Raw genomic sequence first — 11,217 nt, 5'->3', positions numbered from 1 at the left:
AATAAAATCTTAAACGCTACCACTGTGGATTTCTCACGCTTTAACAGGGTGAATACTATGTCAGTACAGGATAAAAGACTTGCTTTTCCTCTCTCGGTTCCCACGCTCCCTATTGAAGGCCATACGGAGTTATTTCCTGTTCGTCGTATCTGGTGTGTGGGCCAGAATTATGCTGCCCATAGCCGGGAAATGGGGTCTAACCCTGATCGTGATCCACCCTTCTTCTTCTCCAAACCAGCCGATGCCGTAACACAGGCTGAAACACTAGCCTTCCCATCGCAAACCGATAACCTCCACCCGGAAGTAGAATTGGTGGTGGCTATTGGAGCAAAAGGAACCAATCTGACCCCAGCTGACGCAGAGCACATCATTTATGGCTATGCCGTTGGTCTTGATATGACCCGACGTGACATTCAAGCGATTGCAAAAAAGACTGGAAGACCTTGGAGCCTTGCCAAGGGTTTTGATGAATCCTGCCCAATCTCTTCCATCCGCCAGAAAAGCGATGTTCCAAATATTGCGAACAGCGAGATAACCCTTAAAGTTAACGGAGAAACCAGACAGAGCGGAAAAATATCTGATATGATCTGGTCTATTCCAGAAATTATCTCTTATCTTTCAAAAAGCGTGACACTTTCTGCGGGTGATCTGATCATGACAGGAACGCCGGCGGGAGTAAGCCGGATTGTTTCTGGAGACAAACTGGAAGCCTGTTGCGAAAATATCGGGACTTTGACCTTATTCTATCAATGAAATGTCTAAAATTCTACCTTTAGTGAGATATGATCTATTCTATATTTACGGATAGATCATATCATTTCTTCATTTTCATGTAGTCTACAAACTTTGAAATAATGTCGCTTTTTGCATGTTTTCGCCATACAAAATAGACGTCTGTTCGTCCGATACCATCAAGCTTCACCGCGTTTATTTTCCTTCCTTGCACGCGATATTTGGCAACCACACTTTCAGGCATACAGGATAACCCTGTTCCCGTATCAAGGCATGCCATGATCAAATCGTACGATTCTATGGTCAGGATGGAACGTGGAGTATAGTTTTTTCTCTCAAGCCAGCGTTCAGCACAACGTCTGTAAAAACAATCGCGATTAAACAGATACATATCTGACCGTGATATACTGTCAGGCGAGAGTGTTTTAATATGTTCAGGCATAACCAGATATAAAGACTGAGAAAATGCGAACTCACCCTCAAGAACCGTGTTTTCAACTGGCCCATCGGTTATTGCCAGATCAATTTCTTCGTTCGAAAGCATTTTTTCCAGGATAAAGCTGGGCTTCTGAAGAACGTTCAATTCTATGTCTGGATGCGCCATGATGAAGTCAGGCACATTTTTTGCAAGACAGGTCAGAAAAGCGACATCAAGTGCGCCAACTTTTAAAATTCCACGTGATTGAGGTTGCGACCATAATAACGGAAGTCGTTCAGCCCTGCTGACTATTTCTTTTGCCTCGCGGTAAAACAAACGGCCTGCAGGGGTTATCAGCAGTTTTTTACGTTCCCTTACAAATAGGTCCTGCCCAATATCTGTTTCAAGTTCCTGCAATCGCATGGTGATATTAGATGGAACACAATTCATACGGTGAGCCGCCGACGCAATTGATCCTTCTTCAACTATGGCACAGAAAAAACGAAGATGAGTCAGTTTTGGAATGTACATTTTTTCACGATACCTCATAAAAAATGATTTTTTTATTCTTTTTAAATCACTTTCAATTACCCATAGCTCTATGGAACTATGAACCCAGACAAAAGAGTTGCGTTTGAACGTTTGTCATAAAAACGTTTCAATGCGTTTTCAGTTTCTAACAGATTAAGAAAGGTAATTTTATGGCTGATATAAAACATAAAACAGAATATGATCTTTTCATTGACGGAAAATGGACAAAACCTGCTGGCCATACAACCACCGAAATAAAAAGCCCATCGACCGGAAAAGTGCTTGCAAAAGTAGCCAATGGCAGCGTGAAAGATGTTGATGCTGCTGTTAATGCTGCAAAAAAGGCTTTTCCTGCATGGAGCCGTAAAACAGCAGAAGAACGTGCAGATATTCTGTATGCTTTCAAAGCGTTGATTGAACGCGATGCTGAAAGACTGGCATCGCTTATTTCCAGTGAAATGGGAAAACCTGTTAAAGAAGCAAGAGTTGAAGTTGGGTTTGCCGCTGGGTTGCTTCGGTTTGCAGCGGAGAACACACGGCGACTTGAAGGCGACATTGTGCCCGGAAGCCGGCCGGGTGAGAAAATTCTGCTGGAGAAAATTCCGCATGGTGTGATTGGCGCTATTTCTGCATGGAATTTTCCCCTTGCGTTGTTCACACGCAAGGTAGCGCCCGCGCTAGCAGCCGGAAATACGATTGTTATCAAACCCCATGAACTCGCCCCTCTAGCCGCGCTTGAAGCAACACGTCTTGCTGAAGAGGCAGGTATCCCGCCTGGCGTTTTAAATGTTGTAACCGGGGATGGAAAAGATGTCGGCACCCCGTTGGTAGAGCATCCAGACGTGAAGCTGATTACCATGACAGGCAGTACCGCTACTGGCAAAAAGATTATGGCTGCTGCGGCAAACACTTTGAAGGAAGTGCGTCTGGAGTTAGGTGGCAAAGCGCCTTTCATTGTTATGGAAGATGCTGATTTGGAAAAAGCTGCTGAAGCCGCTGTTCTGGCGCGCTTTACCAACGCGGGACAAGTCTGCACCAGTAATGAACGGACCTATGTTCATGCCGCTATTTACGATCAGTTTGCCGCCTTGGTACGAAAAAAAATAGGTGCCTTGAATGTAGGTGATCCCTTGGATGCATCAACCGACATGGGCCCCAAAGCCAGCTTGCAGGAGTTGGATAAGGTGCATGCCATGGTTGAAAACGCCATTTCACAAGGCGCAAAGCTTGAAGTCGGTGGAAAACGCCTGACAGGCAAAGAGTACGACCAAGGCTTCTTTTACGCTCCAACCTTACTAACCGCGGTAAAGGAAGGAATGGATATTGTAAAAGAAGAAGTCTTTGGCCCAGTTATGCTTCTGACAAAAGTTTCTGATTATGACGATGCCTTACGTCAGGCCAATGATTGTCGTTATGGTCTGTCTGCTTACGTGTTCACCAATGATCTGAAACGTATCATGCGCATCAGCACGGATCTCGATTTTGGTGAAGTCTATGTAAACCGTGAAGGCGGGGAGGCTCCACAAGGTTTCCATCATGGCTACAAGGACAGCGGCTTGGGAGGCGAAGATGGAAAATATGGTCTGGAAGCTTATGTGCAGACGAAAACCATCTATCTGAATGCGTAATTTTGTGAATTAGAAAGACTTTATATTTTCTCAATAAAAAACCCCCTTCCATATTTGGGAGGGGGTTTCCTTATTTCCTTATTTCCTTATTTCCTTAATGAAGGAACAATTAACTTTTAGCGCAAAATACCAGTATGGCCGATGGAATAACGACCCGGCTGTGGCCAGACAGTCAAACCATGCGGTTCAGCACCCACCGGAATTTTCTGCATGGAACCGTTATCGGTGTTAATCTGGTAAACAACATCATCAAATCGGCCTGAGAGCCAGAGTGTTTTGCCATCTGCACTGACATTGCCCATATCCGGGCTACCACCGTCAGGAATGGGCCAGTTTGCAACAACTTTATTGGTTGCAAAATCAATTACGCTAACGCCGCCCGCTTTGCTATGGGGCTTACCGTGGATTTTATGTGATCCACGATTAGCAACATACATTTTGGTACCATCACGGCTGGGGTATAGCCCGTGTGTGCCAATCCCTGTTGGGATGAACCCTATTTCACGGAAAGAGTCACCATCGACCATGAAAACACCATCGGCCATCATATCGGCAACATAGAAAATCTTACCGTTAGGGGACACCAGAATGTCCTGTGGCATACCGCCACTTGAAAGTTTCAGGTAGCCCAGAACGGTTTTGTTAACCGTATCAACTTTTACAAGATGACCACCAAATTCACATGTGAAAATTGCGTAGCGACCGTCAATAGAAAAATCAGCATGGTTTACGCCTTTGCAATCTGGCGTTTCAACAGATTGCTGAAGTTCCATAGTGTGCGGGTCACGGAAATCGAGCCGTTTACGGGCTTCCGCCACCACAATCGCGGATTTACCATCTGGGGTGAAATACATGTTGTAGGGGTCATCCACCGCAACAGCAGTGCCGGGCTTGCCTGTATGAGCATCAATCGGGGTCAGGCTGCCGTTGGTGGTGCCTTCCGCATTATTTGTCACCCATAGCGTGCGCAGGTCCCACGACGGGACAACATGCTGGGGGCTTTTACCAACAGGAAAACGATCAACCACTTTCGACGTAGCCGGATCAATCACATATACGTCGTTAGAACGCAGGTTTGGCACATAAACACGGGCGGGGTCCTGTGCAATCTGCGGCGCGATGTGACCTGCGGTTGTTTCGCTATACAGATTGTTGGAATTTATGACCGGCGGCATACCGGGAATGGTCTGCACGGCCGGCCCGGTAGCACCTGAAATTTCCGGCACTGCGGCAGTTTGCTGTGCGACGGGCGCAACTGTCGGGGCAGGGGCAACATCAGAAGATACTGAAGGCTGCTGCGGGGTAGACGCAGACGGCGCTGCCTGCACTGGAGAAGGAGTAGCGTCCTGTGCAGCGGCAATGCCGTATCCAGTGCCCATCGCGACAAGAATAGCCGTTGCGGCCACCAGATGTCTTTTTACTACCATAGTATTACAGCCCGTACCTTTTTTGTACTGTTTTAATAAACAAGATACAGTTTAGCATAGGCCTTCTTCTGCGTCTATTTCCCCATCCTAAACTGAAAACTGACTGATTTTATTTTGAAACTACTTGCTACGTGCCTGCTCAATCGCCTGCACGGCGGCCGTTACCTGCATACTTACTCCTACCTGCCCTAAAGCAGCAGTTGCACGCCGTGGGTCACCACCATACATACCATCTGTTGCAGATGGTGTGCCGGATGCCCTTAGGGCCTGTTCACGCACCATGGACGGATCAACCGCCAACATCAAAGAAGTATCGCTGATATCTGCGTGCATGCCCACATCTTTGCCATAGCCCTTCTGCTTCAGCCAATCTGCATACTGATGGGCAATAACGGTATAATAACCGGGAACATATAACGCTTTTGCGCCAGTGCCCTGCCATTTGTGGTTAAGCGTTTCCGCTGCTTTCTCCATATATTTCTGGTATCCACCGTGATCCCCCAGAAAGACGATCAGTTTGAATCCCTGAACCTGAAAACTCTCACCGGCTGAAACGAGGAGCTTTTCAAAAACATCCGGAGGAAGAGTGATCGTTCCCGGAAACCGCATATGTGATGAGCGCGGAGACGTTCCTCCTTCCGGGACATAAGCGATCACGGGCGCAACCAGCGTATTACCTGCCTTTTTTGCAATCTGCTGCGCTAGGGAAAACACGCGGGTATTGTGTTTTCCCACCGCAATATAAGGGCCACTTTGTTCCGTACCGCCAACCGGAACAATAATTGTTGTAACACCGGCTTCCGTTTCCGTCTGAATCTCTTTCCATGTCTGTTGTTCAAACAAGACTGAAGACAGATCACCTGCGTGTGCAGGGTATGAGGCAACAACTCCTCCGACCATGCTCATGATACAGAAGGTTTTTGTTAGACTGGATATTTTTGAAAACATCATGATTATTTTTTCTTTTTGTGTGTTTTTTTCTGCGTCTTTTGAACAAGCAGAGGGGCCAGGAACCGTCCTGTATGGCTTTGCGAGCACGCCGCTATGTCTTCAGGTGTACCTTCGGCCACAATCTGGCCCCCTCCATCTCCCCCTTCTGGCCCGACATCCACAATCCAGTCAGCCGTTTTGATGACTTCCAGATTATGTTCAATCACGACAACAGTATTGCCTTGGTCAACCAGCGCATGCAGCACCTCCAGCAATTTACGCACATCTTCCGTGTGCAACCCTGTTGTTGGTTCATCAAGAATATACAATGTCCGCCCGGTAGCACGACGGGCGAGTTCTTTAGACAGTTTGACGCGCTGGGCTTCACCACCTGAAAGTGTGGTCGCCTGTTGCCCGAGGGCCACGTACCCAAGCCCCACTTTCTGCAATATGCTCAACCTGTCGCGAATACGGGTCTGTGCAGAAAAATAGGGAACGGCCTCATCCACACTCATGGCCAGAACATCCGCAATGGATTTACCACGGAACTTGATATCAAGCGTTTCGCGATTATAGCGTGTACCTTTACAGGTATCACACGTTACGAACACATCTGGCAAAAAGTGCATCTCGATTTTCAGCACGCCATCACCCTGACATGCTTCACAGCGTCCACCCTTTACGTTGAAAGAAAAACGACCCGGTTTATAACCACGCGCCTTGCTTTCAGGCAGTTCGGCAAACCAGTCCCGAATGGGTGTGAACAGGTCAGTATATGTTGCCGGGTTTGACCGTGGCGTACGACCAATGGGGGACTGGTCAATATCAATAATTTTATCGAGGAGTTCTATCCCTTTTATCGCTTTGCAGTGTTCTGGCGTCGTTGAGGACCCCATGAGTTCACGCGACAGAGTTTTATACAGTGTATCAATAACCAGTGTTGATTTTCCGCTGCCAGATACACCCGTCACGCACGTAAATGTCCCCAGCGGGAACCGTGCTGTCACGTTTTTCAGATTATGACCACTGGCCCCTTCGACCGTCAGAATACGCTTTTTATCAATAGCGCGTCTGTTCTCTGGTACAGGAATGGATTTCCGGCCTGAAAGATAAGCACCGGTCAGGCTTTCCGGCACTTTTGCAACTTCCTCGGGTGTGCCAGCCGCTATGACTGTTCCGCCATTGATACCGGCACCTGGCCCCATATCAATCAGCCAGTCTGCACTCCGGATTGCATCTTCATCATGTTCGACAACAATCAGGGTATTTCCAAGCTTTTTCAAACGATCAAGCGTGCCAAGAAGCCGTTCGTTATCGCGCTGGTGCAAACCGATAGATGGTTCATCCAGCACATATAAAACCCCCGTAAGACCTGACCCAATCTGACTGGCCAGACGAATACGCTGGCTTTCACCGCCAGACAACGTGGCTGAACTGCGGGAAAGTGTCAGATAATCAAGGCCAACATCATCCAAAAACTTCAGACGTTCACTAATTTCGCGTAAAATACGCCGTGCAATCTCGGCTTTTTGCGGTGTGAGTGTCGGCATTACCGTATCAAACCAATCAAGCGCTTTCCCGATTGGCATATCACTGGCTTCAGAAATTGTTTTCTGTGCAACCTTGACGCACAGGGCTTCTGGCCGCAGGCGTGCACCATCGCAAACATGGCATGGTTTTTCTGACTGATAGCGGGACAGTTCTTCACGTACCCACATACTATCTGTATTCGCCAGACGTCTGGAAAGGCTTCGTAAAACCCCTTCGAACGGCTTGCTTACACTGTAGCTTTTTTTACCATCCTTGTACGTGAACGTGACATCTTCAATCACGCCATCAAGAATACCATTCTGAACAGATTCGGGCAGGTCTTTCCAGGGTGTTTCCATACTGACACCAAAATGGTCGGCCAGGCTGCTCAGCGTCTGGTCGAGCAAAGGCGATTTAGCATCTTTCCATGGCGCAATAGCCCCTTTTGCCAAAGAAAGCGAAGAATTGGGAACAACAAGCACCGGGTTGAAAAATGTCTCTGTGCCAATCCCGTCGCAGGACGGACAGGCTCCCTGTGGTGCGTTGAAGGAAAACAGGCGCGGTTCTATTTCCTCAAGTGTAAAGCCGCTTTCAGGGCATGAAAAACGCGATGAAAACACCAGCCGTTCAGGCGTTGCATCACTGTCTTTCAGCACTTCTTCCGTGTAGGCAATGCCATCTGACAGTTCTAATGCTGCTTCAAAGCTGTCAGCCAGACGGGTTTCGAGGCCAGGCTTTACAACAATACGGTCAATGACCACTTCAACCGTATGCCGCAGTTTACGGTTAAGGGCAGGAACATCGGCAATTTCATATAACGTGCCGTCCACCTTCACACGCGTGAACCCTTTGCGCTGAAGCTCGGCCAGTTCCTTCCGGTATTCGCCCTTGCGGTCTCGGATAACAGGGGAAAGCAGCAGCAGGCGTGTGCCCTCCGGCAGTGCCATAACGCGGTCAACCATCTGGCTGACAGTCTGTGCCTCAATCGGCAATCCCGTTGCGGGCGAGTAGGGGACCCCCGCACGCGCCCAGAGCAGACGCATGTAGTCGTAGATTTCCGTAACCGTGCCGACTGTGGACCGTGGATTTTTAGACGTCGTTTTTTGCTCGATCGAAATAGCGGGGGACAACCCTTCAATCGAATCCACATCTGGTTTGCCCATCAGTTCCAGAAACTGGCGGGCATACGCGGACAGACTTTCCACGTAACGGCGTTGCCCTTCGGCATAGATGGTATCAAACGCCAGAGACGACTTACCCGACCCTGAAAGCCCGGTCATGACAGTCAGTTGGTCACGCGGAATATCAATATCGACGTTCTTGAGGTTATGCACCCGCGCACCACGAACGCGAATGGTCTGATTACCGGGGAGGGAGGTCTTGTCCATCTGGTGTTCGCTGCCGTTCCTGTTTTGTCCTGCTGCTGTTGTAGCCCTTACCCATGCCGTATGGGAATGCTGCCCAGCACACTTAATATGCCCATATGGGCACGGATTGCCTGAATTCCCATTGCACCAACGCGATTGATTGACCATCTAGAACAACAAGCGTGGCGCATGCCGCAGAAGCCGGGACGGGTTTACCCGGCTTCACCCCAGTTTTGAGCAAGGATAACACCAGATGGACCATATTATCGGCCAGCCGCGCCCCGGCGCACAGGATGAGTTGGTAGGCACACAGGCATCAGCGCCACTTGTCTCTGATGGTTCCCAGGCGACCTTCATGCAGGATGTGATTGAAGCCAGCCGGTCTGTTCCCGTTCTGGTCGATTTCTGGGCCGACTGGTGTGGCCCGTGCAAACAGCTTGCCCCCGCTTTGGAAAAAGTGGTGACGGCTGCCAAAGGCCGTCTGCGTCTGGTTAAAATTGATATTGAAGCCAACCGCGCCCTGACAGCACAGCTGGCACAGGTTGGCCTGCCTTTGCAGTCCATTCCGCTGGTGGCTGCCTTCTGGAAAGGACAGATTCTGGATCTGTTCCAAGGGGCATTGCCTGAAAGCGAGATCAAGAAATTTGTTGAAGGCGTGCTGAAAGCCGCCGGAGGGGGCACGCTACCCGCAACGGAACTGCTGGAACAGGCAAACGTAGCGCTTGAAACCAGCCAGCCCGAACATGCTGCTGAACTGTATTCCGCCGTTATTGGAGAAGAACCGGAAAACCCCAAAGCATGGGCTGGGCTGATCCGTGCCATGCTGGCACTGGATGATGAAGAAGCGGCAAGTGCTGCGTTGGCTGATGTGCCAGAAAAAATTGCCGACGCCCCAGAAGTCGCCGGTGCCCGCGCTGCGCTGGAACTAAAAAAAGAAGGCCGCAAGGCCGCGCAGGAGATGGAGGAGGTTCACGCCCGTCTGGCCGCCAACCCCAACGATTTTGATGCGCGCTGTGAACTGGCAACAGGTCTGAATGCTGCTGGCAAGCGTGAAGAGGCTGCTGATGAACTGCTGGCCGTTATCAAAGCCGACCGCAACTGGAAGGAAGGAGCAGCCCGCCTGCAACTGCTGCGCTTTTTTGAAGCGTGGGGCCATGATGACCCTGCCACTCTTGCGGCCCGCCGCAAGCTGTCTTCCCTTCTGTTTTCCTGATACGCGGACCGTTGGCTTCTTACCTTCCTGATGATGAGGACATTCCGCGGGTTATCCCGCGGCTGTCTGACCTGACGCTGGCGGATGTTCCGGCCGAGATCGGCCTTTTTCCGCTCAGCGGTGTGCTGCTGCTCCCACGTGGAAAACTGCCGCTTAACGTGTTCGAACCCCGCTATATTGCTCTGGTGGAAGATGCTCTGGCCTCCCACCGATTGATCGGGTTGATCCAACCTGTCTGGAAGGAAGAAGACGAGGAAGAGGGTGAAGCGCCGCCGCTTTACACAATAGGCACCATTGGCCGCATTACGTCTTTTACCGAGCGGTCTGACGGCACGTATGCCATCACCCTCAGCGGTATTGCGCGCTTTCGGCTTTTGCGAGAAACCGCCCTGCATCGTGGCTATCGGCAGGCAAGAGTTGATGTCTCCTCCTTTGCGGGAGACCTGAGCGAAGTTCCCTCCGCTCCCTTTGACCGGCAAAAGCTGCTCGGCTCCATGCGGCGTTATTTCAAGCAAAGGGGGTTGGGGGCACGGTGGTCTGCCATTGAACAGATGGGGGATGACGTCTTGCTGGTCACTCTTCCCATGATCTGTCCTTTCCCTCCGGCTGAAAAACAGGCATTGCTTGATGCTGGCACACTGACCGAGCGCGTGCGTGTGCTACAGATGCTTCTTGATCTGGCTGGCCCTGACGATGACGGGCCGCCTTCGTGATGATTTTGTATGGATGAGACCTGATGTCTGGTGCCCACACCCACGCCCCGATTGACCAACGCCTGCTTTCCCTGCTGGTCTGCCCCGTTACAAAAGGGCCGCTGACCTATAATGCAGACACGAACGAACTGATCAGCCAGAAAGCCCAGCTTGCCTTCCCCATTCGTGATGGCATTCCGGTCATGCTGCCAGAAGAAGCACGTCACCTGGAAGACTAAACCCTGCGGCAGGATTATTGTCTTCCGTGACAAACCGTCCTTTTCTGCTGTTTTCTGGCGTTTCCGTCAGCCAGAAAAAACGCCCCCCCGGCATGCTGCTGGGGCTGGGCCTTGCGGTGCTTTCAACCCCGTTTCTGACGGGGTGCCACCGCGAGATTGAAGGCGATAACATCGACCTTCCCTATGAACGCCCCGGCCGATTTATGCCTGAAGCCGCCCCGGCTGAAGCCCGCAGGGCCAAAGAACAGGAAGAGCGCGAAGACCGCGCCCGGACCGCAGGCCAACTGCCCGAAGAAAAGCCGCAAAAACCCGAAGACCGTTACGAGATGCTCACTCCATCCAACGCGACCAACGGGCCGCTTCAATCGGATGATGGCCATTCTATCATTCCAGAAACCGAAGCCATTTATGGCAAGCCGGGGCAGCAGCAACCGCAAAAGCCCCAATAAAAAAGCCCCTGCGCTGACGCAGAGGCTTTGTTTCATAAACCGTGGCGATGGTTAAGTGCCG

General features: G+C 50.5%; 10 protein-coding genes. 6 read left to right on the top strand and 4 right to left on the bottom strand.

All coding sequences use genetic code 11. The annotated features are described in order from the left end of the window. Positions 1–57: 57 nt before the first annotated feature. Entirely contained in the window at positions 58–753 is a 696-nt protein-coding gene (locus Abin_RS13025) for a fumarylacetoacetate hydrolase family protein (RefSeq protein ID WP_048847581.1), read from the top strand. Positions 754–814: 61 nt separating this feature from the next. Here Abin_RS13025 and Abin_RS13020 read toward each other — a convergent pair whose 3' ends face one another. Continuing rightward, complete coding sequence (locus Abin_RS13020; RefSeq protein WP_084593643.1) at positions 815–1,699, bottom strand: LysR family transcriptional regulator; 885 nt, start codon at positions 1,697–1,699, stop codon at positions 815–817. Positions 1,700–1,851: 152 nt separating this feature from the next. On the opposite strand from Abin_RS13020, the gene aldA reads away from it, so the two are divergent. Next, entirely contained in the window at positions 1,852–3,309 is a 1,458-nt protein-coding gene (gene aldA, locus Abin_RS13015) for an aldehyde dehydrogenase (protein WP_048847580.1), read from the top strand. A gap of 116 nt (positions 3,310–3,425) precedes the next feature. Here aldA and Abin_RS13010 read toward each other — a convergent pair whose 3' ends face one another. The 3 genes from Abin_RS13010 to uvrA all read right to left on the bottom strand — a co-directional run bounded on the left by Abin_RS13010 (position 3,426) and on the right by uvrA (position 8,584). Continuing rightward, positions 3,426–4,736 (bottom strand): YVTN family beta-propeller repeat protein, encoded by a 1,311-nt coding sequence (locus tag Abin_RS13010; protein WP_048847578.1) that lies wholly within the window; start codon positions 4,734–4,736, stop codon positions 3,426–3,428. A 120-nt stretch (positions 4,737–4,856) separates the two neighbouring features. Then, positions 4,857–5,642, bottom strand: coding sequence for a creatininase family protein (locus tag Abin_RS13005; RefSeq protein ID WP_146867641.1), 786 nt, complete (start codon positions 5,640–5,642; stop codon positions 4,857–4,859). Between the two features lie 47 nt (positions 5,643–5,689). Beyond that, positions 5,690–8,584, bottom strand: coding sequence for an excinuclease ABC subunit UvrA (uvrA, locus tag Abin_RS13000; protein WP_048847574.1), 2,895 nt, complete (start codon positions 8,582–8,584; stop codon positions 5,690–5,692). A gap of 232 nt (positions 8,585–8,816) precedes the next feature. Here uvrA and Abin_RS12995 point away from each other — a divergent pair, with 232 nt between their 5' ends. Genes Abin_RS12995 through Abin_RS12980 form a run of 4 tightly spaced genes read left to right on the top strand, consistent with a single transcriptional unit; the run spans position 8,817 to position 11,156 of the window. After that, the gene (locus Abin_RS12995) at positions 8,817–9,776 is read left to right on the top strand and encodes a tetratricopeptide repeat protein (RefSeq protein WP_048847572.1); all 960 of its coding nucleotides are present in this window, start codon (positions 8,817–8,819) and stop codon (positions 9,774–9,776) included. A gap of 11 nt (positions 9,777–9,787) precedes the next feature. Continuing rightward, positions 9,788–10,489, top strand: coding sequence for an LON peptidase substrate-binding domain-containing protein (locus tag Abin_RS12990; RefSeq protein ID WP_048847570.1), 702 nt, complete (start codon positions 9,788–9,790; stop codon positions 10,487–10,489). Positions 10,490–10,512: 23 nt separating this feature from the next. Next, positions 10,513–10,707, top strand: a complete 195-nt coding sequence (locus tag Abin_RS12985) for a Trm112 family protein (protein ID WP_048847568.1) — start codon at positions 10,513–10,515, stop codon at positions 10,705–10,707. 26 nt (positions 10,708–10,733) lie between these two features. Beyond that, the gene (locus Abin_RS12980; RefSeq protein ID WP_255319294.1) at positions 10,734–11,156 is read left to right on the top strand and encodes a hypothetical protein; all 423 of its coding nucleotides are present in this window, start codon (positions 10,734–10,736) and stop codon (positions 11,154–11,156) included. Positions 11,157–11,217: the final 61 nt, after the last annotated feature.

It is taken from the genome of Acetobacter indonesiensis (assembly GCF_000963945.1).
Classification (GTDB): domain Bacteria; phylum Pseudomonadota; class Alphaproteobacteria; order Acetobacterales; family Acetobacteraceae; genus Acetobacter; species Acetobacter indonesiensis.
Note: the sequence above shows the minus strand (reverse complement) of the source record. Positions and strands in the feature narration are given on the sequence as shown.